This window comes from Vibrio sp. 10N.261.51.A4, assembly GCF_041471945.1.
GTDB lineage: Bacteria > Pseudomonadota > Gammaproteobacteria > Enterobacterales > Vibrionaceae > Vibrio > Vibrio crassostreae_C.
The window spans coordinates 125,669-149,296 of sequence record NZ_JBFRPJ010000052.1 but is presented as its reverse complement, the minus strand read 5'-3'; the positions used below and the strand labels follow the sequence as shown (position 1 = coordinate 149,296).

General features: G+C 44.0%; 21 protein-coding genes. 8 read left to right on the top strand and 13 right to left on the bottom strand.

The genetic code is table 11. From position 1 onward, the window contains the following. Positions 1–107: 107 nt before the first annotated feature. The 9 genes from AB4384_RS12915 to nrfB form a co-directional block, all read right to left on the bottom strand. The gene (locus AB4384_RS12915; RefSeq protein WP_372129640.1) at positions 108–1,367 is read right to left on the bottom strand and encodes an imelysin family protein; all 1,260 of its coding nucleotides are present in this window, start codon (positions 1,365–1,367) and stop codon (positions 108–110) included. 176 nt (positions 1,368–1,543) lie between these two features. Further along, complete coding sequence (ribA, locus tag AB4384_RS12910) at positions 1,544–2,140, bottom strand: GTP cyclohydrolase II (RefSeq protein ID WP_004733379.1); 597 nt, start codon at positions 2,138–2,140, stop codon at positions 1,544–1,546. Positions 2,141–2,389: 249 nt separating this feature from the next. Then, positions 2,390–2,566: a hypothetical protein gene (locus tag AB4384_RS12905; RefSeq protein ID WP_004733378.1), complete on the bottom strand. Its 177-nt coding sequence runs from the start codon at positions 2,564–2,566 to the stop codon at positions 2,390–2,392. Positions 2,567–2,655: 89 nt separating this feature from the next. Further along, on the bottom strand, positions 2,656–3,096 hold the full coding sequence (nrfF, locus tag AB4384_RS12900) for a heme lyase NrfEFG subunit NrfF (RefSeq protein ID WP_004733377.1): 441 nt from the start codon (positions 3,094–3,096) through the stop codon (positions 2,656–2,658). Continuing rightward, positions 3,093–3,647, bottom strand: a complete 555-nt coding sequence (locus AB4384_RS12895; RefSeq protein ID WP_102548927.1) for a DsbE family thiol:disulfide interchange protein — start codon at positions 3,645–3,647, stop codon at positions 3,093–3,095. Before AB4384_RS12895 ends, nrfF begins: the two co-directional genes overlap by 4 nt. Continuing rightward, positions 3,628–5,544 carry a heme lyase CcmF/NrfE family subunit gene (locus AB4384_RS12890; protein ID WP_372129639.1) on the bottom strand — a complete coding sequence of 639 codons (1,917 nt, stop codon included), beginning with the start codon at positions 5,542–5,544 and terminating at the stop codon, positions 3,628–3,630. The genes AB4384_RS12895 and AB4384_RS12890 overlap by 20 nt, the downstream gene beginning before the upstream one ends. 128 nt (positions 5,545–5,672) lie before the next feature. Continuing rightward, entirely contained in the window at positions 5,673–6,647 is a 975-nt protein-coding gene (gene nrfD, locus AB4384_RS12885; protein ID WP_372129638.1) for a cytochrome c nitrite reductase subunit NrfD, read from the bottom strand. Between the two features lie 2 nt (positions 6,648–6,649). Next, positions 6,650–7,336: a cytochrome c nitrite reductase Fe-S protein gene (gene nrfC / locus AB4384_RS12880; RefSeq protein ID WP_372129637.1), complete on the bottom strand. Its 687-nt coding sequence runs from the start codon at positions 7,334–7,336 to the stop codon at positions 6,650–6,652. Positions 7,337–7,339: 3 nt separating this feature from the next. Next, positions 7,340–7,924, bottom strand: coding sequence for a cytochrome c nitrite reductase pentaheme subunit (nrfB, locus tag AB4384_RS12875; RefSeq protein WP_019822323.1), 585 nt, complete (start codon positions 7,922–7,924; stop codon positions 7,340–7,342). Between the two features lie 481 nt (positions 7,925–8,405). Between nrfB and nrfA the strand changes: the two genes are divergently transcribed. Together nrfA and AB4384_RS12865 are read left to right on the top strand one after the other, a co-directional pair. Continuing rightward, positions 8,406–9,836 (top strand): ammonia-forming nitrite reductase cytochrome c552 subunit, encoded by a 1,431-nt coding sequence (gene nrfA, locus AB4384_RS12870; RefSeq protein ID WP_372129636.1) that lies wholly within the window; start codon positions 8,406–8,408, stop codon positions 9,834–9,836. A gap of 125 nt (positions 9,837–9,961) precedes the next feature. Beyond that, positions 9,962–10,306, top strand: coding sequence for a rhodanese-like domain-containing protein (locus AB4384_RS12865; RefSeq protein WP_017063559.1), 345 nt, complete (start codon positions 9,962–9,964; stop codon positions 10,304–10,306). Between the two features lie 25 nt (positions 10,307–10,331). Here AB4384_RS12865 and AB4384_RS12860 read toward each other — a convergent pair whose 3' ends face one another. After that, a complete protein-coding gene (locus AB4384_RS12860) occupies positions 10,332–10,961 on the bottom strand; it encodes a tetratricopeptide repeat protein (protein ID WP_372102915.1) in 630 nt (209 codons plus the stop codon). Positions 10,962–11,135: 174 nt separating this feature from the next. Next, positions 11,136–13,796 carry a DNA topoisomerase (ATP-hydrolyzing) subunit A gene (gene gyrA, locus AB4384_RS12855; RefSeq protein WP_102398204.1) on the bottom strand — a complete coding sequence of 887 codons (2,661 nt, stop codon included), beginning with the start codon at positions 13,794–13,796 and terminating at the stop codon, positions 11,136–11,138. A 258-nt stretch (positions 13,797–14,054) separates the two neighbouring features. On the opposite strand from gyrA, the gene ubiG reads away from it, so the two are divergent. The 4 genes from ubiG to yfaE all read left to right on the top strand — a co-directional run bounded on the left by ubiG (position 14,055) and on the right by yfaE (position 19,104). After that, on the top strand, positions 14,055–14,798 hold the full coding sequence (gene ubiG, locus AB4384_RS12850) for a bifunctional 2-polyprenyl-6-hydroxyphenol methylase/3-demethylubiquinol 3-O-methyltransferase UbiG (protein ID WP_017063556.1): 744 nt from the start codon (positions 14,055–14,057) through the stop codon (positions 14,796–14,798). A gap of 508 nt (positions 14,799–15,306) precedes the next feature. After that, entirely contained in the window at positions 15,307–17,589 is a 2,283-nt protein-coding gene (gene nrdA, locus AB4384_RS12845) for a class 1a ribonucleoside-diphosphate reductase subunit alpha (RefSeq protein WP_372051911.1), read from the top strand. Between the two features lie 103 nt (positions 17,590–17,692). Beyond that, positions 17,693–18,826: a class Ia ribonucleoside-diphosphate reductase subunit beta gene (gene nrdB, locus AB4384_RS12840; protein ID WP_017063554.1), complete on the top strand. Its 1,134-nt coding sequence runs from the start codon at positions 17,693–17,695 to the stop codon at positions 18,824–18,826. Next, positions 18,826–19,104 carry a class I ribonucleotide reductase maintenance protein YfaE gene (yfaE, locus tag AB4384_RS12835; protein WP_010438115.1) on the top strand — a complete coding sequence of 93 codons (279 nt, stop codon included), beginning with the start codon at positions 18,826–18,828 and terminating at the stop codon, positions 19,102–19,104. The genes nrdB and yfaE overlap by 1 nt, the downstream gene beginning before the upstream one ends. A 172-nt stretch (positions 19,105–19,276) precedes the next feature. Here yfaE and napF read toward each other — a convergent pair whose 3' ends face one another. Both napF and AB4384_RS12825 read right to left on the bottom strand, forming a co-directional pair. After that, positions 19,277–19,792, bottom strand: a complete 516-nt coding sequence (gene napF / locus AB4384_RS12830; RefSeq protein ID WP_017060994.1) for a ferredoxin-type protein NapF — start codon at positions 19,790–19,792, stop codon at positions 19,277–19,279. Beyond that, positions 19,792–20,358, bottom strand: coding sequence for a molecular chaperone (locus tag AB4384_RS12825; RefSeq protein WP_017060995.1), 567 nt, complete (start codon positions 20,356–20,358; stop codon positions 19,792–19,794). Before AB4384_RS12825 ends, napF begins: the two co-directional genes overlap by 1 nt. Positions 20,359–20,556: 198 nt before the next feature. Between AB4384_RS12825 and AB4384_RS12820 the strand changes: the two genes are divergently transcribed. Then, positions 20,557–22,995: a DmsA/YnfE/YnfF family dimethyl sulfoxide reductase gene (locus AB4384_RS12820; protein ID WP_372129635.1), complete on the top strand. Its 2,439-nt coding sequence runs from the start codon at positions 20,557–20,559 to the stop codon at positions 22,993–22,995. Between the two features lie 11 nt (positions 22,996–23,006). Then, on the top strand, positions 23,007–23,627 hold the full coding sequence (locus AB4384_RS12815; RefSeq protein ID WP_004733360.1) for a DMSO/selenate family reductase complex B subunit: 621 nt from the start codon (positions 23,007–23,009) through the stop codon (positions 23,625–23,627). The last annotated feature ends 1 nt before the right edge of the window (position 23,628 follow it).

The following is a 23,628-nucleotide window of genomic DNA, read 5'->3' as shown; positions in this document are numbered from 1 at the left end:
TGCCTTGCTGTGTTTTTGATTTTAGTTTTTATGTGGGTGTGGCTTTCTTGAGGATCAAACAATTAAGGGCTCAATCAGAGCCCTTACATTTGTGTCGGCTCGGGTTCTTAGAACTCGTGATCCGCTGTGTCTGGGTTTAGGCTATCAATGCCAATCACACCCGCAGCACGCTCAATAGCCGCTGTTTGAGACACTAGCGCAACAATTGTTTTGTTTACTAGTGCATTACCCGCAGCGTTGTCAGCAGCGATTAGCTGATCGAAGTGCTGGTTGTTTTTCTCTGCAGACGTTACTAATTCGCCTACTTGTGCACGTGCTAGGTCAAACTGCTTTTGAATCTCTTTCGCAGCTTGCTCATCTTTTTGCTCTACTAGGTCGAACAAGCTTGGGCCGGAAAGCAGAGTACCGTCTTCACGCTTGTATAGACCCGTGTAAACGTTGTAGATGCCTTGCTCGTTGTAGTAGTGAGAGTTGTGCGTGTTATCAGAGAAACAATCGTGCTCGTCTTCAGTAGAGTTTGCTTCTAGTGCAACCTTCATACGCTCACCCGCTAGCTCACCTAGAGACAGTGAACCCATGCCAAACAGCATTTTACGAAGACCATTCTCGCTAGATTCTGAAAGAAGCTCTTGACGGTAGTTGCCTTTCTCGCCTTCAGCCCACTGCTTTTCCATCCATTCTAGGTCTTGGATAAGTAGCTCAGCAGATGCTTTTAGGTATGCGCCACGACGGTCACAGTTGCCGTTAGTACACTCAGCGCCAACAACGAAATCAGTGTAAGCACGCTCACCTGCACCGCTGTTTGTACCGTTTAAATCTTGGCCCCAAAGTAGGAATTCAATCGCGTGGTAGCCAGACGCTACGTTTGCTTCAGAGCCACCGATCTCGTTGAGATCTGCAATTAGTTCTGGAGTAATGTTGGTTGCGTCTACCGTTGTCTGACCAATTTGGAAAGTTTTATTAGCAACGATGTTTGCGCTAGCGCCTTCGTTACCAAGCTCATATTGGTAATCAGTCGAAACGTAATCGATTAGGCCTTCATCAAGTGGCCATGCGTTCAATTGGCCTTCCCAATCGTCAACAACAACGTTACCAAAGCGGAATACTTCTGACTGTTGGTAAGGTACGCGAGACTCAAGCCAAGCTTGTTTTACTTGTTCGAAATTGCCAGCAGAAGGAGAAGCTAAGAAGGTATCAATAGAAGAGTTCAACGCTTTTGCTGTAATTACTGAATCTGCAAACACGGCATGAGCAATATCTGCGTAATGTTCTACAACTTGATCTTGAGTTACTGCTGCGAAAGAAGAAGCAGAGGCAAAAAGGAGTGACGAAGTTACGGCTTTTGTCACTAAAGATTTAATAGTCATGAAGCATCCTTGTTGAGCTTTAAATTATTATTCGTAGTAATAGTGCAAACCATTATCATTTGCACTACGGATTGGAATAATACAAACTTACAATTTTATTGCAAGATAAATACAAAAAAACCTCACATATGTGAGGTCTTTAAACATTTTTATGTTAAACGCAACAAAGAGGCTAATCAGATATCCAGATTATGCTTACCGTGTGAGACTTTTGCCTTCAGGTAGCTTTCATTACCCGACTTAACATGAGCAGAGGTGTTCACCACTTCTTCAATCTCAATACCAAAAGATTTCAGCTCATTGATTTTCTTTGGGTTGTTAGTGACTAGGCGAATTTTTGTGGTTCCTAAAGCACGAAGCATTTCTGCCGCTTCAGTAAAATCACGCAAATCATCACCGAAACCTAGATGGTTATTGGCTTCGTAAGTGTTCATACCTTCACTTTGCAGGCGGTATGCATCGATTTTATTGTATAAACCAATACCACGACCTTCTTGGCGTAAGTAAAGAATCACTCCACCCGTCTCACCCATAATTCTAATGGTTTCGTCTAGCTGCTCGCCACAGTCACAGCGAGAGGAATGGAAAACATCACCAGTCAGGCACTCAGAGTGCATACGAACAAGAGGTATGTCTTGTGTCTTGTCTGCTGATTTAAATATCACAGCAACATGCTCTTTATCTGTTTTCAATCCATGAAAAGACAGAAGTTCAGCATCAATACTGCTTGTTACCCCTACTTTGAAATCTATTCTGGCACGCACTTCCGCCATAGCTATACTCACTTGAAAATTCGATGTATTTAACAACACTACATTATATGTCTAGGCAATATTTTGTAGCTAACTATCTAATGATAGACACTATGAGGCTGTTAACAATTTTTTTCAAGGTCGACCATGCACTAATTGTTATATTATAACAATAATTTTTCAGGTAAGAAAAAACCCCACATTGGAATGACCAACATGGGGTTATAAATTAATCAGTTGCGGCTAAAGCTACGATTTTTTACAGAACGATCAACTTACTTGAGTTTGCTTCCAGATGACAAGCTGAACCCAAGCGTTCTCTAATTCGTTTAACTCTTCTTGAGTAAGCGTAGAAATGCTCGACTTTGCACTGTATTTTTCTGCCCATTTGTCAGATCGGACACGAGTATGGAACTCTTTCTTTAAATTTGAGATTACGTTATCCACAGATACATCCTTATATAACAGTGCTTAGCCTTTATAATCCTTTAATGTTACAAAATACAGGTCAATTGGTAAACAGTAATACATAATTTTTATGAGCTCTTTCTAACACTTTTTACTGATAGATATATAAATAAGAGAAATAATACGCTCGGAAGTAGCCAAAGTAATAAGTTGGAAACACTCATTGCTGGTTTATAGAGCACAAATTCACCGAACCTTTCCGTCATATATTGAGTAATCTCATTATTACTCTTCCCTGCTTTCACCATATTGAATACAACGAGGCGTAAGTCTTTTGCAATTGGAGAGTTCGACTCAATCAGGTTTTGATTCTGGCATTGCGGGCAACGTAGGGTTTTTGCCAATGTAATAGCGCGCTGCTGTTGTTCTGGGTTTTCAAACTCAAACAGTTCAACTTGAATACTCGTGTCCTTATTACTGGCTGTAAACAGATCTTCTGCCAAAGTCGGAAAACTAATAACCATAAGCGTAGACAGCACAACGAGTGCTTGTATTAAAGGCTTCATCATCCATTCGCACCATCAAAATACATCGCAAGTTCTTCTTGCCACACTGATTCGTTGATCACGCCCAGTAACTTCTTAATGATTTGGCCGTCAGCGTCGACCAGATACGTTTCAGGAGTACCAATTACGCCGAGTTCTAACGCTAGCTTACCTTGAGGATCACTGATCACCGTTGAGTACGGATTGCCATCGCTCGATAACACATTGATCGCTGCCCCGGAGTTATCTCGATAATTGAGCCCAACAATTGGAATACCTTTATCATGAAGTTTGAGCAAAAAAGCGTGCTCAGTTTTACATATACCGCACCACGAAGCCCATACATTAACCAGTTGATAAGGATGCTGAGTGACATCAGCCAACGTAATTTCCTGCTTACTACTGATGCCTTCACTATTCGCTAACGCAGTAGATATGAATTCTGGGAATGCCCTTTTTTGCTCCGACACAATCGTCGATTGCTGCTTATTATTGAGCGCAAAGGCAAAACCCAACACCACCGTTAATGCCGAGATAATTAACGTGATGAGCTTGTTACGAACGCTGGTATGCATACTGTGACGCCTTAACGGTTTTCTTTTTACGATGAGTCAATGAGAGTAAAGCGCCAAGAATGGAAAACAACCCACCAAACCAGATCCAGCGCGCATACGCCTTGTATTGCACTCGAAACGCATAAGCGGTGGAATCGACTTTCTCGCCCATGGTGATATAAACATCTCCATGCCAGAACCACTTCATTGCAGGCTCACTCATGTTCATGACTCGAACTTGGTAGTGTCTTCTTTCTGGCGCGATGGTAAAGCTTTTCTCACCAGTATCTAAGTTTAGTATCGCCTTCTCTGCGGTAAAATTTGAGGCGACATAAAGCTCAGTATCACGATGAGAAAGCGTCCAATCCATGAACTCTACTTCTACGCCCGGGCTTAGTTTATAGCTGCGCTCAAATGAGTGATAGCTATTCATTGCAGCACCTACAGCGAGTACTGCAACCCCGACATGAGCAAAGGTCATCACCCAGACTTTGCGTTGGAACTTGGAGCTGCGCGTCACCACTAAGCCATAAACATGAGTGAGTAAAACCCAAAACGCGAGTGACCATGTCATCAGCACCATCACTTGGATCGCTTCAACTTGCAAAACATAAGTTACAAAGCCAAGACAGAGAGACAATAAGGCAATAATTCCAATCACACCTTTCGACGCTTGAGGTTTGATACTGAGCAATGGCGCTAACCCTATCACTCCCATCGCAAGCAGAGCCAATGGCGCAATAAGAAGATTAAAGTAAGGTGCGCCCACAGAGATATTTCCAAGGCCAAGTAATTCAAAAACCATTGGGTAGAAGGTACCAAACACCACCACCGCCGTACCCAGTACAAATATAAGTACCGCCACTAAACTCAAAAAACTTTTACTCGCAAAGCTAGTGATTGGATTCGACTCGAAAGATTCACCACGAACAATAAGAAGAGAAAACGAACTCACTAACACCAAAACCAGTATCAGCAACAGCGCGATACCTTTGGTTGGGTCAACAGCAAAAGCATGAACGGAAGTGAGGACGCCAGATCGAACAATAAAAGTACCGAGGATACTTAAACAAAACGTAATGAAAGCAAGGCTAAGTGACCACTTCAGCAACTGTTGCTTGCCTTTAGCAACACCCAAACTGTGCAATAGAGCGGTTGATGTTAGCCAAGGTAATAGGCTGGCATTTTCTACCGGGTCCCAGAACCACCAACCACCCCACCCTAACTCGTAGTATGCCCACCAAGAACCAAGAATGATCCCTGCGGTTAAAAAGATCCAAGCGACCAAACAACAACTGCGACAATGAGCGACCCAATCGAACTCAATCGGATCCACCAGCAAAGCGGCCACAGCAAATGCCAAGACCACAGAGAAACCAACATAACCCAAATACAACAGAGGCGGATGGAATATCAAACCAACGTCTTGCAGCATTGGGTTAAGGTCACGCCCTTCTAGCGGCAATGTCGTGTTCATTTCAAATGGGTTTGATGCGAACAAGGTGAACCAAGCAAATATCGCGAGCAGTAGGTTCATGACCCACAACACACGACTTTGGTATTCATCCGAATAGTGTTTTTGTAAGGCGATAACGCCAGACCAGACGCTGATCGTCAGTACCCAAAATAACAAGGAACCTTCATGACCTGCCCATACGGCTGCGAGCTTAAAAAATGAGGGTAATTGAGTATTTGAATGATCAGCGACGTATAAGATAGAGAAGTCATCACTGACAAAGGCATAGCCAAGCAATGCGACAGAAGTGAGAGAAAACAGCGCACTTAAAAGAGAGAAACTGCGGATTAAACCTAGATTTTGCGTCCGTTTATTTAGCATTTGGTAAAACGAATGCACACCAATAACGCTGCTGAGTACAGCAACAAAAACCAAACTAAACAGCCCCAAAGAACCGACCATATCACCTCAATAAGGCTCTACCTGAGCAGAGCCGATCTAAACACGCATCTCATGTTTATTAAGAACATGTTCATTAATAAGCAGATATTTAGTATCCAACATCTGCTCACTAATAAACTTGAGCGAAATTAAGCTATCGTTAACTGCCCTGCATAAAGGACAAAAGTTCGCAGCATTAATACGCCCATTAGGCTTAGTGAAGTCACCGAGAAAATATACACCGAGCTATGGCGGATTGAGGTTGGTGTAACGGCATTCAGCAACAACGGTAGAACCATGCCAACACCGATTACGCCATACCAGAACCAACTCGCCCAGAAACCACTGCCGATTGCGTTCCATACGGCTTGCTCACTTTGGCCACCAGCGAAGATAAGCCCAGTAAAGAAAGTAATCAGAACAAACAACTCAAACATCACGACCGGACGTTCGAACCCGTGGATCCATGAAATACTCGGGCTATGAGGTGATTCTTTAAAGACCAACACACCAAATAAAATACACGCCGCCGCTCCCGAAGATAAGCTCGAGAATAAGAACAAAATCGGCAACACTGGGTTATTCAACAGTGGGAAGGTATTTAAAGCTGAAAGCAAGAATCCGGTATAAGCGGCAAGCATTAGAGCAAGAACAGCTAAGAATATTTCCAAAGCATTCTCAAACACTTCTAATTTGCCAATCCAGTTACTGACGAAATCGAGTCGTCCTTTTAACCATGTTTGGTCATTTAAAAATACGACGATTTGATCTCTAAATATAATGCCGATCCAAAGAAATAAGATCACCATATACACTTGGAATAAGATCACACCCATCGACATCACAGACGTCGGATTATAGAAGATCATGATCTTCCAAAAAGATAACGGTTTTGTCAGGTGGAAAACCAAGATCAGTAGGCCTGAAATGATCCCAAATGGCGCAAGAAAAGCGGTCGCCTTTAACACACCATTATGAGCAGGATCGCCTTCAATGACCTTACGTTTTAGGTAAATGGAGATCATTACGGCACCCGCCGACATCCCCGCGAGAAATAGATAGATAGCTATAATCCAGTCCCATACCACGGTACCAGACTGAAAAGCTGTGTCCCATGCACTCATAATCAGATCTCCCCTTTTTGGTGTGGCACTTTATAGAGTTTTGGCTGAGTACCGAGATAAGCTTTATCTCTGTAAACCACCTCAGATTTAAGCACCAGATTTATCTCACTCTTAGGGTCATTTAGATCGCCAAATACTAACGCATTGGTCGGGCAAGATTCGACACAAGCCGGTAACTTCCCTTGTGCAAGATTGGTATCACGGCAGAAGTTACATTTATCTGCGGATTTGTTCTCTGGATGGAAAAAGCGCACTTGATACGGACAAGCTAATAAGCAATAACCACAACCAACACACTTCTCTTGATGAACATCGACAATGCCGGTTTTTTCATCTTTGTAGGCCGCCCCTGTTGGGCAAACCATCACGCAGGGCGCGTTATCACAATGTTGGCAAGAGTTACGAGTAAAACGGTAATCAACATTGGGATATTCGCCTTGGGGTTCGCTCTTAATAATCTCTAAGCGCGATACGCCTTCAGGCACTTTGTTCACTTCACGACAAGCTTCTGTACAAGCTGTGCAACCAATACACGCGGTTTCGTCATGAATCATTCCATAACGTTTAGCCCCATCCTCTTGAACATTGGCCAACGTTTTACGACTTGTCACCGCTGCGGTTCCCGCAACACCTGTAGTAAAAATAACGGCACCCGCGCCAGCTAAAAAGTTTCTTCTTGAGCAGCTCATAGATTACTCCCCTTCTTTCTTCTGGTTGAAGTCTGAATGGCAATCCACACACAGCTTGATGGTTTGCTTTTTATCTAAGCCCAACACCTTTGCTTCTGTCGCATGAACATCATGGCAGTTTGAACACGTTAAGTTTTGCGCATGAACGTCGTGGGTCCAGCTCGCTTCGCGCAGATCATCAGGCTTGTGACAATCGATACACTGGCTATTGGCATCTAAAATTAAGCTAGGATCTAGGTAAACCTTGTCGGTACCTGGTTGTGATTGAGCCTCACGATACTTCACCACTTTAGGCGCGCCTTCGCGGTGGTCGGGGCTAATAGAACTATGACAGTCGGTACAATTTACTTCACGGCCAAGCAAAGCGTGTGCACTTTCACCATGTGAACCCAATACCGTTTCTTTTGAATCTTTATGGCACTGAACACACTTGTAGTCTTTGTCACGGATTAATTCGACTTCATGTCTTGTTGATTCCCCTACTGGCGTAACAGCAGGCTCAGCAACAGCATGAATGGAATAACCATAGAGGCAGAATGCTAGAAGGGATTTAAGCATTATGACTATGGCCAATTTAATATTGCCCATTTTATCCTTTCCTTATACCGGCATTATTTAACTCTCAACTAAATAATATTCCGGTTAAACAAAAGTACCCTTAAACGATATTATTACCGTTTAAATGATATCAATTCTTATTTTGGATAAGCCACAACGCTTTCTATAGTTAGAATATACCTCTAATTGGGTAATACGAAATTTCGATAGGTTAATCTGTGAACGCAATCACCCTATTTATATCATGGTCAATTTAGGTAATTGATTGTTATATATGATAATAATTCTCAGTTAAATTCTAATTAAACTAACCACCAATACCCCTTTAGGGGTATATAAACTTCAACGTGACTAAGGTCACTGCCATTAATTGATCTGGGACAATCTATATCCAACACGTAACAAAATGTGTTTGTTTATGAATTAATATAAACAGGAATTCTCCAGTTCTTAATTTGAATAGCAAACTCACAACGCTTGGTATAAAAATCAGTATATTGGAGATATCACTGTGAAAAAGCATTGGATACGTAATTCGGTCACAGCACTATTAATGGTTAGCGCGTCATTAGCAAGCGCGACCAGTTTTGCTGCGTCTGAACAAAAAGAAATTGGCGATCCTCGTAACGATCAGTTCGAGCAAAACCACCCAGATCAATATCATTCATGGAGACAAACTTCAGAAAGCGAAACCATTGAAGACGCACTAAAAGAAGATCCCAACATGGTTATCATGTGGGCTGGCTACGGCTTCGCAAAAGATTACAACAAGGCACGTGGTCACTTTTATGCGATTGACGATGTGCGACAAACACTTCGTACTGGCGGCCCAACGGACGAAAGTTCAGGCCCTATGCCAATGGCGTGTTGGAGCTGTAAAAGCCCAGACGTAGCACGTGTTATCGAAGAGCGTGGCGAAGACGGTTACTTTGAAGGTAAATGGGCACGTCTTGGCAACGAGATTGTGAATCCTATTGGCTGTGCAGACTGTCACGATACCCAAAGCGAAGGCTTTAAAAATGGTGAGCCAGCACTGAAGGTGACGCGTCCTTATGTTGAACGTGCGTTCGATGCGATTGGGAAGAACTTCGAAGAGCAAGGTCGCTTTGATCAGCAAGCCTCTGTGTGTGCTCAGTGTCACGTGGAATACTACTTCACGGGTCCAACAAAAGGTGTGAAATTCCCTTGGGATAAAGGGACGCGTGTTGAACAGATGGAAGAGTACTACGATCAGATTGGTTTTAAAGATTGGACACATAAAGTCTCTAAAGCACCAATGCTAAAGGCTCAGCACCCAGGTTACGAAACTTGGCGTGAAGGTATTCACGGTAAGAACAACGTCGCTTGTGTTGACTGCCACATGCCTAAAGTGACGAAAGAAGACGGTACCGTTTACACCGACCATAAAGTAGGTAACCCGTTTGACCGCTTCGAAGACACTTGTGCTAACTGCCATACTCAATCTAAAGAGACCATGCGTAACATCGTTTCAAGCCGCAAAGCTCAAGTACTAAACATGAAGCTGACCGCTGAGAAACAAATCGTAGCCGCTCACTTTGAAGCAGGCGCAGCATGGGAAGCAGGCGCAACAGAACAAGAGATGGCACCTATCTTACAAGATATTCGTCATGCGCAATGGCGTTGGGACTACGCTATCGCATCTCATGGTGTTCATATGCACGCGCCTGAAGTAGCCCTAGAGGTTCTTGGAACGGCGGTTGACCGCGCAGCAGACGCGCGAACTAAGATTGTTCGTCTACTTGCGAAGAAAGGCATTACCGATCCAATCGAGATTCCAGATATCTCAACCAAAGAAGCCGCTCAGAAAGCGCTAGGAATGGACATGGATAAGATGAATGCTGAGAAGCAACACTTCTTAGACACCGTGGTTCCTAAGTGGGAAGAGCAAGCTGAAAAGCGTGAAGCTAACTACGAATACTAGTTCCTTCAAATAGACCAATAAGATAAAACCAGTCACACTGTAAAGGTGTGGCTGGTTTTTTAGATTTGGGCGCACTCAACCGTCCCAATTTCACATTACCTTTTAGCTAATTCAAGGAACAAAGAATGAAGCACTTACTTTCGCTTTCGGCATTATGCATCGCATTAACAAGTTCAGGACTTCACGCCTCAGAACGAGCAGAAACAGGGTGGGAAATGATTGAGGAAGGTGCGCTGGTCGTTGATGTCAGGACACCAGGAGAGTTCAAGCAAGGTCATCTGGACAATGCGATTAACTACCCTCTTTCTGAAGTCGCTACGCACTTTGCCAGCATAGACAAAGCTCAACCTATCGTTTTGTATTGCCGCAGTGGTAACCGCTCAGGACAAGCTTACCAGTATTTGAAAGCTCAAGGGTTTACACAGATCCACAACGCTGGCGGTTTAATTGAGATGCAAGAAAGCAAATAATCTCGAAATTACAGATAGTGCCCGTTTAACGGATCATTTGCTTAGCTTGGTTGATCGAATGGATGATAGAGACACGATCAATGCCTTTCTGGTTAGAATCGAGAATTTGAGTCCAAGCATCGATCGCTTGTTGGTAGCGCATACTGATGAAGTGATCGGTCGCTATCAACATCAATGCCGTACGATCGTTGGGATCAAGCTCCATGGATTGATTTAAGAGCACTTTCACATCATCACTCATCGCCTGTGAACTTAGGTAATACAAGGCGCTCGCTTTAGCTGCATAAAGCCCTGAAGGCGCCTGTGGGTCTAAACGAATCGCATAGTCGTAACAGGTAAATGCAGCATCAAACTCCCCTTTCTGCATATACACACCACCAAGCTTAAACCACAAGTCGGATTGATTCGGATCTTGCTTGAGTCTTTGCTGCAGCTCATCTTCGAAATCTGTTGTGGTGTAATTTTCGTTGTCATTGGAAGGAGGCTGAGGCAGCTCTTGCTTCATTTGAAACCAGATAATACCACTGAGTAGCACTGCGGTGAGTGATATAAGAAGGTTCCCCTTAAGGCTACGACTGTTTTTGTTTGATGCAACGACAATCACCACCAAAAATAGGCTCATCAATAACAAAGCAACCAGTAACCAGATATCCATTTTACTCTCCCTTTTTATCCGCCCATTCACTCTACCTCTTTCACCACAAAGCAAACTTGATCAAGTTATAGCTATTGGCATTTAACGATTTTCCACAAACCACAGGCAATAAAAAACCGAGCACTTAGGCTCGGTTTTTTCAATGATAAGCTTAATTACTTAGCGTAATCGAGATTACTCAGTGTCTTGCTCGCTATCACTTTCAGAGTCAGAAGCATCTGATGCTTGCTCTTCGCTTGATTCAGCAACGTCAGCGTTAATAGTTTCAGCACCAGCCTCTTCAGCTTCGCCTTCTACAATCTCAGCTTCTTCTACTTCGTCGATACGTTGTAGACCTACAACGTTCTCGTCTTCAGCAGTACGAATCAGTGTTACACCTTGAGTGTTACGACCAACTTGGCTCACTTCCGCAACGCGAGTACGTACTAGCGTACCTGCGTCGGTGATCATCATCATTTCGTCGCCTTCTTCAACTTGAACAGCGCCAACAACTGGGCCATTACGTTCAGAGACTTTGATAGAAACCACACCTTGCGTTGCACGGCCTTTCGTTGGGTATTCAGCTAGTTCAGTACGCTTACCGTAACCGTTTTGAGTCACAGTTAGGATATCGCCTTCGTTAGAAGGAACAATCAACGATACTACTTGATCGTCTTCTGGAAGCTTCATACCACGAACACCAGAGGCAGTACGGCCCATTGCACGTACTTTGTCCTCGTTAAAGCGAACAACTTTGCCCGATTTAGAGAACAGCATGATGTCGCTATCACCGTTAGTGATGTCAACGCCAATCAGTGAATCATCGTCACGTAGGTTAACTGCAATTAGGCCGTTAGCACGTACGTTTGCGAACTGATCCAGTGATGTCTTCTTAACAGTACCGTCACCCGTTGCCATGAAGATGAATTTCTCGTTAGAGAACTCAGAAACAGGCAGGATAGCCGTGATACGCTCACCTTCTTCTAGAGGAAGAATGTTAACGATAGGCTTACCACGAGCAGTACGACTTGCTAATGGCAGTTGGTAAACTTTCAGACGGTATGTCTTACCACGAGTAGAGAAACATAGGATGTTATCGTGAGTATTAGCAACAAGCAGACGCTCAATGTAATCCTCATCTTTCATCTTAGTTGCACTCTTACCTTTACCACCACGACGCTGAGCTTCGTAGTCGCTTAGGATTTGGTACTTAACGTAACCTGCGTTAGAAAGCGTTACTACAACGTCTTCTTGAGCAATCAGCTCTTCCATGTCGATGTCATGAACTGCCGCTGTGATTTCTGTACGACGCTCGTCGCCATAGATTTCACGTACTGCTTCAAGTTCTTCACGGATAACTTCCATCAAACGCTCAGTGCTTGCAAGAATGTGCATTAGCTCAGCGATTTCTTCTAGAAGGGCTTTGTACTCGTCTAGAATCTTCTCGTGCTCAAGGCCTGTTAGGCGGTGAAGACGAAGTTCTAGAATTGCTTGTGCTTGTGTTTCCGTTAGGAAGTATTGACCATCGCGGATGCCGTATTGGTCTTCTAACCAATCAGGACGAGCTGCGTCAGTACCTGCACGCTCAAGCATTGAAGCAACGTTACCAAGATCCCAACCACGAGACACTAAACCAACTTTAGCTTCTGCTGGTGTTGGCGCGCTCTTGATCAGTTCAATGATTTCATCAATGTTAGCAAGTGCTAGAGACAATGCTTCAAGGATGTGTGCACGGTCGCGTGCTTTCTTCAATTCGAAGATAGTACGACGAGTCACAACTTCGCGACGGTGGTCTACGAAGCACTTAAGCATGTCTTTGATGTTGAACAACTGTGGTTGACCGTTATTCAACGCAACCATGTTGATACCGAAAGTCGTTTGCAGTTGAGTTTGAGCGTATAGGTTGTTAAGAACCACTTCGCCTACTGCATCACGCTTACATTCAATAACAATACGCATACCGTCTTTATCAGACTCGTCACGCAGTGCACTGATGCCTTCTACTTTCTTATCTTTAACCAGTTCAGCAATCTTCTCGATCAAACGAGCTTTGTTTACTTGGTAAGGGATCTCAGTAACGATAATGGTTTCTTTACCATTCTTCTCTACTTCGATATCCGCTTTTGAACGCATGTAAACCTTACCGCGGCCAGTCTTGTAAGCATCTACGATGCCTTTACGACCACTGATAAGTGCTGCTGTTGGGAAGTCAGGACCAGGGATATAGTCCATTAGCTCATCAATAGTGATATCTTCATTATTGATAAATGCTAAACAGCCATCAACAACTTCACCAAGGTTATGTGGTGGGATGTTGGTAGCCATACCTACTGCGATACCAGAAGCACCGTTTACCAATAGGTTAGGAATTTTTGTAGGAAGTACTGCTGGAATTTGTTCTGTACCATCGTAGTTCGGTACGTAATCCACAGTTTCCTTATCAAGGTCAGCCAGGAGCTCGTGAGCAATTTTCGCCATACGAACTTCGGTATAACGCATTGCAGCCGCGGAGTCGCCATCGATAGAACCAAAGTTACCTTGGCCATCAACTAGCATGTAACGCAGTGAGAACGGTTGCGCCATACGAACAATAGTATCGTATACAGCACTATCACCATGTGGGTGGTATTTACCGATTACATCACCTACTACACGAGCAGACTTTTTATATGGTTTGTTCCAATCATTACCTAGTACATTCATCGCGAACAAAACGCGGCGGTGTACAGGTTTTAGGCCATCACGCACATCTGGAAGGGCACGACCAACGATGACGGACATCGCGTAGTCTAGGTATGAACCTCTAAGCTCATCTTCAATATTTACGGGCGTGATCTCTTTCGCTAGATCGCTCATAGAGCCATTTTCCCTCTATAGTCAGATCGTATTTTTGAATACGTATAAGACCGAAAAATATAACACAAATTTACCTACGGAGGCATCACTTTCCCTCTCCTTTTACCATCTTGTGACCCTTGTAGCCAATCAATTGATGAGAAATTGCACCTCCGCATCATATCTTGCTGAAACATGGTCACTTTACATCCAATAAACTAGCAAAATTGTAGATCTTCTGGTCAGCGCGAAAAGGCAAGTTATAATGCCTGCAATTTCATGGATGCATTATTTAACTTGGAAATGCCGATTATGACTAAATCACAGAACGTAGACCCAGCAGAAATCAAGAAATTCGAAGACATGGCGTCACGCTGGTGGGATCTAGAAGGCGAATTTAAGCCACTACATCAAATCAACCCACTGCGACTAAATTACGTATTAGAGAAGACTGAAGGCCTATTTGGTAAGAAAGTCCTCGATGTTGGCTGCGGCGGCGGTATTCTTGCAGAAAGCATGGCGGTTGAGGGCGCAGTAGTCACTGGCCTAGATATGGGTAAAGAACCGCTAGAAGTGGCACGTCTTCACGCATTGGAAACTGGCACCAAGCTCGATTACATCCAGAGCACCATCGAAGACCATGCAGAACAGAATCCACAAACTTACGATGTGGTGACATGTATGGAAATGCTAGAGCACGTTCCTGATCCACAATCTGTGATTAGTGCATGTTCAAAATTAGTGAAACCGGGTGGTCACGTGTTCTTCTCTACCTTGAACCGTAACTTCAAATCTTACCTGTTCGCTATTGTTGGTGCAGAAAAGCTACTTAAGATTGTTCCTGAGGGCACTCATGAGCACGAGAAGTTCATTCGCCCTGCAGAACTTATCAAGATGGTCGATAACACTCCGCTGCAAGAACTAGGGATTACAGGGCTGCACTACAATCCTCTTACGGACACTTATCGTTTAGGCACAAATGTAGACGTAAACTACATCGTCCACACGCAAAACTTTGGCTAAAAAATATCGGTAGCCCTACCGTAAAACCTTTTGTAAAAAAGACGAATGAAAAGAGTTGCAATTACCATAACTTTGCGACTTTTTTCAGTCTAAATTTCGTGCGCTAGCTTCCATTTTGACCACCTCGATTTAAATTTAATCGCCTAAAATCAATCGCCCATTTTGGCCAAAGATCAAGGAATTTTTTTTTATGGGCGTGCAAAAATAAAGCATCATTAAAAGCCGACTTTTATACAATCAAGTCACATATAACCTCATCAGTTAGTGGTCACTTACAGTTTTTTTTCAATCCACCACTTATCCACAAGCAACCCCATTTCTTTACCTTGAAAAATATCAGTTGTAGCACTATCTTGTAACCCAACAAACAAATGACCCCTATATGTTGTGTTTGAACTACAATGTATGGGTAGACCAAGATCACAAAGCCGAAACGTAATTTACAAAAATTACACAGAAATACACAAAAACACGGCCTTGTTCAGTTTTGTTAGGGAAATTAAGCAGAATGAACCAACAACTTACTGTTACCAAGCGTAACGGGCGCAAAGAAACGATCGATCTAGAGAAGATCCATCGCGTGATTACATGGGCAGCTGAAGGCTTGCACAATGTTTCTGTATCACAAGTAGAATTGAAAGCTCACATTCAGTTTTACGATGGCATCACCACTACTGACATTCATGAAACTATCATCAAGTCAGCAGCGGATTTAATCTCTGAAGAGACTCCTGATTACCAATATCTAGCAGCACGTCTGTCTGTATTCCACCTACGTAAAAAAGCGTACGGCGAATACGAGCCGCCTGCACTGTATGACCACGTTGCAAAACTGGTTGATATGGGTAAATACGACAGCCACCTTATGGAAGATTACACGAAAGCTGAATTCGAAGAGCTTGACGAGTACATCGACCACAAACGTGACTTAGACTTCTCTTACGCAGCGGTTAAGCAGCTCGAAGGTAAATACTTCGTGCAAAACCGTGTAACGAAAGAAATCTACGAGAGTGCTCAGTTCCTTTACATTTTAGTTGCTGCGTGTCTATTCGCTAAATACCCGAAATCGACTCGTCTTGACTACATCAAACGTTTTTACGACGCATCGTCTACGTTTAAGATTTCTCTACCTACACCGATCATGTCTGGTGTACGTACGCCTACTCGTCAATTCAGTTCTTGTGTACTGATCGAGTGTGGTGACAGCCTTGATTCTATCAACGCGACAGCAAGCTCAATTGTTCGTTACGTATCTCAACGTGCTGGTATTGGTATCAACGCAGGTCGTATCCGTGCGCTTGGTTCTGAAATCCGTAATGGTGAAGCGTTCCACACGGGCTGTATCCCTTTCTACAAATACTTCCAAACAGCAGTAAAATGTTGTTCTCAAGGTGGTGTTCGTGGCGGTGCAGCAACGGTATTCTACCCACTATGGCACGGTGAAGTTCAGTCTCTATTAGTACTGAAAAACAACCGCGGCGTTGAAGAGAACCGAGTTCGTCACATGGATTACGGCGTACAGCTGAACAAGCTTATGTACTCTCGCCTAGTTCAGGGTGGCAACATCAGCCTGTTCTCACCTTCAGACGTACCTGGCCTTTACGATGCGTTCTTCGAAAACCAAGACCGTTTTGAAGAGCTATACGTTAAGTACGAAAACGATCCTTCAGTGAAGCGTGAAACGGTTAAAGCCGTTGAGCTTTTCTCTCTGCTAATGCAAGAGCGTGCTTCTACTGGTCGTATCTACATTCAGAACGTTGACCACTGTAATACACACAGCCCGTTTGATTCTGAAGTAGCACCTGTTCGTCAATCGAACCTATGTCTAGAAATCGCGCTTCCTACTAAGCCACTTTCTAACGTAGAAGATGACGAAGGCGAAATTGCACTATGTACGCTTTCAGCATTCAACCTTGGCGCAATCAATGAACTGGACGACCTAGCAGAGCTTTCTGAGCTGGTTGTTCGTGCCCTAGATGCACTGCTTGATTACCAAGACTACCCGCTTCCAGCTGCATACAAGTCGACAATGAACCGTCGTACTTTAGGTGTAGGTGTAATCAACTACGCATACTACCTAGCGAAGAATGGTGTTAAGTACTCTGATGGCAGCGCGAATGGCCTGACTCACCGTACTTTTGAAGCAATTCAATACCACTTGCTAAAAGCATCTGTTGAACTAGCGAAAGAGCAAGGCCGTTGCCCATCTTTCCACGAGACCAACTACGCGAAAGGCCTACTGCCAATCGATACTTACAAAAAAGATATCGACTTAGTATGTGAAGAGCCACTGCACTACGATTGGGATTCTCTACGTGAAGAGATCATGGAGCACGGTCTGCGTAACTCTACGCTAACAGCGCTTATGCCTTCTGAGACATCGTCTCAAATCTCGAACGCGACTAACGGTATCGAGCCACCACGTGGTTACGTATCAGTGAAAGCATCGAAAGACGGCATCCTTAAGCAAGTGGTTCCAGATTTCCTAAATCTTAAAGAGAACTACGAGCTACTTTGGAACATTGGTTCTAACGACGGTTACCTACACCTAGTGGGTATCATGCAAAAATTCGTTGACCAAGCTATCTCTGCAAACACTAACTATGACCCAAGTGTTTACGACAGCGGTAAAGTACCAATGAAGCAGCTACTTCAAGACCTACTAACAGCGTACAAGTACGGTGTTAAGACGCTTTACTACCATAACACTCGTGATGGTGCTAAAGACGACCAAGGAGATGCAGTTCAAGTGCCGGAAGAAGATTGTGAAGGCGGCGGTTGTAAGATCTAAACCGCAATAAACATTAAGACCCCAGAGAAGAGTTATCTTCTCTGGGTTTAAAGCATTAACAGGGTCCGTTTTATTACGGGTCTTTAAAGGATTTGAGGCATTTATGGCTTACAGTACTTTTTCTCAGCAAAAAAATGACCAACTAAAAGAACCAATGTTCTTGGGTCAGTCGGTAAACGTTGCACGTTACGACCAACAAAAATTCGAAATCTTCGAAAAGCTTATCGAGAAGCAGCTTTCTTTCTTCTGGCGTCCAGAAGAAGTAGACGTGTCTAGCGACCGTATCGACTACAACAAGCTTCCTGAGCATGAAAAGCACATCTTCATCTCTAACTTGAAGTACCAAACGCTTCTAGATTCAATCCAAGGCCGCAGCCCTAACGTTGCCCTACTTCCATTGGTATCTCTACCAGAAGTTGAAACTTGGATTGAAACTTGGTCTTTCTCTGAAACGATTCACTCTCGTTCTTACACGCACATCATCCGTAACATCGTGAATGATCCAGGCGTAGTATTCGACGACATCGTTGAAAATGAAGAGATTCTGAAGCGTGCTAAAGACATCGCTTTCTACTACGACGACCTAATCAAGCTAACGGCTGACTACCACCGCTACGGTGAAGGCAACCACAGCATCAACGGCGAAGACGTCAAGATTTCACTTCACGACCTGAAGAAGAAACTTTACCTATGTCTAATGTCTGTAAACGCACTAGAAGCGATTCGTTTCTACGTAAGTTTCGCATGTTCATTTGCATTCGCTGAGCGTGAGCTAATGGAAGGTAACGCGAAGATCATCAAGCTAATCGCTCGTGATGAAGCCCTTCACCTTACTGGTACACAGCACATGATCAACTTGCTACGCAATGGTCAAGATGATTTTGAATTCATGCAGATCGCTGAAGAGTGTAAGCAAGAGTGTTTCGACCTATTCAAAGAAGCGGCTGAGCAAGAGAAAGAGTGGGCAGAATACCTATTCAAAGATGGCTCTATGATTGGTCTGAACAAAGACATTCTTTGCCAATACGTTGAGTACATTACCAACATCCGTATGCAGGCTGTTGGCCTAGGTACGGCTTACCCAGCAGCAACGTCGAACCCAATTCCATGGATCAACGCTTGGTTGTCTTCAGATAACGTTCAAGTTGCTCCACAAGAAGCAGAAATCAGTTCTTACCTAGTTGGCCAAATCGACAACGAAGTAAAAGCTGACGACTTTGAAGGATTTGAGCTGTAATGCCAACAATCAAAATCAACAAACTGACTTCAATTGAATCTAACCCTTCAAACACTCTGTTGGAAACAATGGAACAAGCTGGGTTAGAGCCAGAATACAACTGCCGAGATGGTCACTGTGGCGCTTGCCGCTGCACGTTGGATTCTGGTGAGGTCGAGTACGTTGGTTTTGCTATGGCTTACACGCAAGGTAATGAGATATTGCCTTGTATCTGTAAAGCAAAGACTGAGCTATCGCTGAGTAACGTTATTCATAGAAACAAGCAAAAACGCGCATAAGCCAGCTGGCTTTAGGTCACTTTGTTCGAATATCGTCAATAAGAATCAAAAAAGGGTCCGCTTCCTTTAGGAATGCGGACCCTTTTCTATTTATGTCTTTAGGTATCTAAAGCGACTCGTCTATCACTCAACCAAATCTTCCTGTTGGCTTGTGTCATACAAAGCCAAACGTTTATTGCTGAGTCAGGTTAAGAGTCACAGAGCCAATATAACAAGCGCTTCGGCACTCTCCACAGCCGTTACACTTATCTTTGTCCACTGTAGGCAACTCTCCTACTTCGATGTGTATTGCACCAGCTGAACACGCCGTTTGGCATGCTGAACAGTCCATTTGCATGTAATTATTGCAGCTATCCGCAAAGCTCGGCTTGAGGTCGATATAAGGCGTGACCGTTGGATGAAGTGCGCCGGTCGGACACACTTCAGTGCATTTGTTACACATAGAACAACTGTTGTAATCCAAATTCAGCAGCGCACTGCCCTCTAGCATCTCAATAACGCTATTTGGACACGATTGTTCACACAATCCACAACCGTCGCAAAGACGCTCAAACAGCACCTCATCGACCGCTCTTGGCGGTCTTGCATGCAAGCGCTGTGATATCTCTTCATAATTCGCGGCTGCTTTAACCGGTTTAGAAAGTCGAGTTAAGAAACCGCGTCTATTTGAATTTATTTGTTCAGACATTAGTCGATATATAACTTTTTAGTAGCAACGTTTAAATTATATTCAGATATTAAGTACTTAAACCAATCTATTACATCAACCGATAGCTTTTTATAAAAAGATAACTCTGATGCTTTATTTAGTTTTTCTAAATAAACAGAAGACCAAGTTAATAAGTGACCCTCAAGTAATTCACCGGCTGAATTAATATTATTATTTTCTAACAAATACGCATGAGCGAATAACATTAAACCAAATTGATCTTCCGGCTCTCTTAACCCAGTGTCTAATTCAATCTGATTCAATTCTAAAAACTGGCGATACTCAACCGTAGAAGCACCAAACACAACGCGGTCTTTATCTAGGTACACAGAACCCCAAGGCGGAGCTGGCATGTCTCCAACGCCTTCAAACAGGCGGCTGAACTCTGCTGCGAGCGCATCTTCGTCTTCGCTTCTTAATGCCTGCAAGCATTCTTCAGAGAGTACTTCGCTCTCAACCAAAGCTTCGACAATGGTGATTAACTGTTCTTTACTTGTCGCTTGATAAAATAGCGAACCCAACAATTTATGCGTATCGATAATCATTATTATTTATACCGTTATAGGTTTAAAGATAATTATATTAATTAACTCATTTCATTCTTTGATCTATTTTATACATTCAATTCATAAACTTTAAATTCCACACTTATTTGATGCCAATCAATCAATAATTCGAAATAAATACATAAAGAACAAACTACCTATAAAGTGCTAGCTATCAATAGCAAAAGGCATCTTAGAATGACGAATAAGAAAGAATCTGGGGTAATGAATCTTACTCGAAGAGGCTTCATGAAAGCTTCCTCTGCAGTAGGTAGTGCAGCTGCACTTGCGGGCGGTATTGCATTACCTTTCAAATCCAAACCAGTAGCGGCTGCAGTTGCTGAAAATGTGGATGAGAAAATCGTATGGAGTGCATGTACAGTAAACTGTGGCTCTCGCTGCCCACTGCGTATGCATGTACAAAACGGTGAAATCAAATACGTAGAAACAGACAACACAGGCACTGACGAATACGGTCATCACCAAGTTCGTGCGTGTCTACGTGGTCGCTCGATGCGCCGCCGTGTTTATAACCCAGATCGCCTAAAGTACCCAATGAAACGTGTGGGTAAACGTGGTGAAGGTAAGTTTAAGCGTATTAGCTGGGAAGAGGCTTATGATGAAGTCGCTGGCACCATGCAACGCCTTATCAAAGACTACGGTAACGACACTATCTACCTAAACTACGGTACAGGTACGCTGGGCGGCACGGTTACTAAATCTTGGCCACCAGCTCAAACGCTGATTGCTCGTCTAATGAACCTAAGTGGTGGTTACTTAAACCATTACGGTGACTACTCAACAGCGCAAATCACGAAAGGCTTGAGCTACACCTACGGCGGTTGGGCAAACAACAACTCTTTCTCTGATTTAGAGAACACTAAACTTAATATTCAGTTTGGTAACAACCCTGCTGAGACGCGTATGTCTGGTGGCGGCCAGATCCACCACTACGTTGAAAGCAAAAACAAATCAAACGCAAGAACGATCATCATCGACCCGCGCTACACCGATACTGCCGGTGGCCGTGAAGATCAATGGATCCCAATTCGTCCTTCTACAGATGCGGCATTGGTAGCGGGTCTTGCACACGTGATGATCACTGAAGACCTTGTCGACCAACCGTTCCTAGACAAATACTGTGTCGGTTACGATGAGAAGACCCTTCCTGCATCAGCGCCTAAAAACAGCGACTACAAATCTTACATCCTAGGTTTAGGTGAAGATGGCGTAGAGAAGACACCAGAATGGGCTTCTAAGATCACGGGTATTCCAGTTGACACCATCGTTAAGCTTGGCCGTGAAATGGGCACAGCGAAACCATGTGCGATTCACCAAGGTTGGGGCTTACAACGCACTGCGAACGGTGAACTAGCGTGTCGTGCAATCGCGATGCTGTCACTGCTCACTGGTTCTGTGGGCGTATCAGGCGGTTCAACAGGCGCTCGTGAAAGCGACATCAACATTCCATTTGTGCGCTTCCCTACTGTGCCAAACCCAGTTGAAACGTCTATTTCAATGTTCATGTGGACAGACGCGATTTACCGTCACCATGAAATGACCGACATCACTGATGGTGTTCGCGGTGCAGAGCGCCTTAAGAACCCAATCAAGATGATCTGGAACTACGCAGGTAACTGCATCATTAACCAACACTCAGACATCAACAAGACTCACGCGATTCTTCAAGATGAAAGTGCGTGTGAAATGATTGTCGTGGTTGATAACCATATGACGTCTTCAGCGAAGTACGCCGATATCATCCTGCCAGACTTAACAACGTCTGAGCAAGACGACTGGTGTATGGACGGTAAAGCGGCGAACATGCCTTACTTCATCTACGCGCAGAAAGCGATTGAGCCTCAGTTTGAAGCAAAATCTATCTACGAGATGTGTACTCAGCTTGCGAAACGAATGGGCGTAGAACAAGAGTTCACCGAAGGCCGTACTCAAGAGCAATGGATTGAGCACCTTTACGCAGAAACTCGTAAGAACGATCCAACACTGCCAACCTTCGAAGAGATGAAAGAGCTGGGTATCTACAAACGTAGCTACGACCACCACTACATCGCTTATGAAGATTTCCGTAAAGATCCTGAAGCGAACCCACTGACCACACCAAGTGGCAAGATCGAGATCTACTCAGAGCAACTGGCTGATATCGCGAAGACTTGGAAGCTGAAAGAAGACGAAGTGATTCACCCACTTCCGATTTACGCGGACTCTTTCGAAGGTCATAACGACCCACTAGCAGAGAAGTACCCACTTCAGCTAACCGGTTTCCACTACAAGGCTCGTACTCACTCGACTTACGGCAACGTTGCAGAAATCAAAGCAGCAGCACCGCAAGAGTTGTGGATCAACCCAATCGATGCAAAAGAACGTGGTATTGATAGCGGCGACATGGTGAGTATTTTCAACGACCGTGGCGAAGTACATATTCCAGCGAAAGTGACACCTAGGATTCTTCCTCGAGTTGTGGCACTAGGCGAAGGTGCATGGTACGCACCAGATGGTCAGAAGATCGACCATGCAGGCTCTATCAACGTGCTGACGACTCAGCGCCCGAGCCCACTTGCTAAGGGTAACCCTCAGCATACAAACCTAGTTCAAATCAAAGCGCTAAAGAAAGCATAAGGTAGGTTGGAATGAAACAATACGGCTTTTACATTGATTCAAGTAAATGCACGGGTTGTAAAACCTGTCAGCTTGCTTGTAAAGATTATAACGATCTAGACATCAAAACGAACTACCGTCGCGTATACGAATATGCCGGTGGTGGCTTCACTCAAGATGGTGATACCTGGGTTCAGAAAGATGTCTTTTCTTACTACCTATCTATCGCTTGTAACCACTGTACTAACCCAGCGTGTGTGAAAGTGTGTCCTTCGGGCGCAATGCACAAACGTGATGAAGACGGTTTGGTTGTGGTTGATGAGAGCGTATGTATTGGTTGTCAGCACTGTAGCAATGCGTGTCCTTACGGCGCACCACAATACAATGCTAAGAAAGGTCATATGACGAAATGCGATGGTTGTTACCAACGTGTTTCTGAAGGCAAACAGCCTATCTGTGTTGAGTCTTGCCCACTTCGTGCATTGGAGTTTGGTGAAATCAATACACTTCGCGAGAAGTACGGCTCTGGTGCGGATGTGGCTCCACTGCCATCTTCAACAGAAACGCTACCAAACATCGTGATTAAGCTGAACAAAAACGCGAAGCCGACTGGCGATACCAGCGGTCACCTAGCAAACCCGAAGGAGGTGTAAG

What these genes read in the sequence shown, in the direction of transcription:
- AB4384_RS12915 (WP_372129640.1), bottom strand. Translation starts at nt 1,367, where the DNA reads ATGACTATTAAATCTTTAGTGACAAAAGCCGTAACTTCGTCACTCCTT.
- ribA (WP_004733379.1), bottom strand. Translation starts at nt 2,140, where the DNA reads ATGGCGGAAGTGCGTGCCAGAATAGATTTCAAAGTAGGGGTAACAAGC.
- nrfF (WP_004733377.1), bottom strand. Translation starts at nt 3,096, where the DNA reads ATGATGAAGCCTTTAATACAAGCACTCGTTGTGCTGTCTACGCTTATG.
- AB4384_RS12895 (WP_102548927.1), bottom strand. Translation starts at nt 3,647, where the DNA reads ATGCATACCAGCGTTCGTAACAAGCTCATCACGTTAATTATCTCGGCA.
- AB4384_RS12890 (WP_372129639.1), bottom strand. Translation starts at nt 5,544, where the DNA reads ATGGTCGGTTCTTTGGGGCTGTTTAGTTTGGTTTTTGTTGCTGTACTC.
- nrfD (WP_372129638.1), bottom strand. Translation starts at nt 6,647, where the DNA reads ATGAGTGCATGGGACACAGCTTTTCAGTCTGGTACCGTGGTATGGGAC.
- nrfC (WP_372129637.1), bottom strand. Translation starts at nt 7,336, where the DNA reads ATGAGCTGCTCAAGAAGAAACTTTTTAGCTGGCGCGGGTGCCGTTATT.
- nrfB (WP_019822323.1), bottom strand. Translation starts at nt 7,924, where the DNA reads ATGGGCAATATTAAATTGGCCATAGTCATAATGCTTAAATCCCTTCTA.
- AB4384_RS12865 (WP_017063559.1), top strand. Translation starts at nt 9,962, where the DNA reads ATGAAGCACTTACTTTCGCTTTCGGCATTATGCATCGCATTAACAAGT.
- AB4384_RS12860 (WP_372102915.1), bottom strand. Translation starts at nt 10,961, where the DNA reads ATGGATATCTGGTTACTGGTTGCTTTGTTATTGATGAGCCTATTTTTG.
- gyrA (WP_102398204.1), bottom strand. Translation starts at nt 13,796, where the DNA reads ATGAGCGATCTAGCGAAAGAGATCACGCCCGTAAATATTGAAGATGAG.
- ubiG (WP_017063556.1), top strand. Translation starts at nt 14,055, where the DNA reads ATGGATGCATTATTTAACTTGGAAATGCCGATTATGACTAAATCACAG.
- nrdA (WP_372051911.1), top strand. Translation starts at nt 15,307, where the DNA reads ATGAACCAACAACTTACTGTTACCAAGCGTAACGGGCGCAAAGAAACG.
- nrdB (WP_017063554.1), top strand. Translation starts at nt 17,693, where the DNA reads ATGGCTTACAGTACTTTTTCTCAGCAAAAAAATGACCAACTAAAAGAA.
- yfaE (WP_010438115.1), top strand. Translation starts at nt 18,826, where the DNA reads ATGCCAACAATCAAAATCAACAAACTGACTTCAATTGAATCTAACCCT.
- napF (WP_017060994.1), bottom strand. Translation starts at nt 19,792, where the DNA reads ATGTCTGAACAAATAAATTCAAATAGACGCGGTTTCTTAACTCGACTT.
- AB4384_RS12825 (WP_017060995.1), bottom strand. Translation starts at nt 20,358, where the DNA reads ATGATTATCGATACGCATAAATTGTTGGGTTCGCTATTTTATCAAGCG.
- AB4384_RS12820 (WP_372129635.1), top strand. Translation starts at nt 20,557, where the DNA reads ATGACGAATAAGAAAGAATCTGGGGTAATGAATCTTACTCGAAGAGGC.
- AB4384_RS12815 (WP_004733360.1), top strand. Translation starts at nt 23,007, where the DNA reads ATGAAACAATACGGCTTTTACATTGATTCAAGTAAATGCACGGGTTGT.